Below are 345 nucleotides of genomic sequence, written 5' to 3'. Positions count from 1 at the left end.
ACTGGTCAGAACAAATGACGGCGGCAGGCAGGCTGTCCGGGAATACATCGTCATGACTGACGAACTGCGCAATACGCTCTCCGGACAATCCCATGCAACATGGGGACATTACATTGACGAAATCATTTGTCAGGAAAAACGGCGGATAAGGGATCAGGTTCTGACCATGTATCAGAACGATCGCATTGAGAAATCAGAAGCAGCGCTCTTCATCCCGACCGGAGAGTTCCCCCGATGAAACGCGAAGGCTTCTGGCGGGATGTAACACCACCGCTCAACATTTATGGTGTCCCCCTGCCGTTTACCATGATTTACCTGCTGTTGTTTCCGTATCCGTCAAAAACG

Annotated in this window: 2 pseudogenes; both read left to right on the top strand. The window is 51.0% G+C overall.

The features are described 5' to 3' along the window. A pseudogene (locus E0D98_RS26180) lies at positions 1-238 on the top strand (plasmid transfer ATPase TraJ); the annotation flags it as partial. After that, positions 235-345: pseudogene (locus tag E0D98_RS28315) on the top strand (conjugal transfer protein); the annotation flags it as partial. The pseudogenes E0D98_RS26180 and E0D98_RS28315, both read left to right, overlap by 4 nt.

It is taken from the genome of Escherichia sp. KCJ4928, from assembly GCF_004352695.1.
In the GTDB taxonomy this organism is placed as follows: Bacteria; Pseudomonadota; Gammaproteobacteria; order Enterobacterales; family Enterobacteriaceae; genus ECMA0423.
The sequence above is the reverse complement of the archived record's forward strand: the minus strand, read 5'-3'. Positions and strand labels throughout refer to the sequence as shown.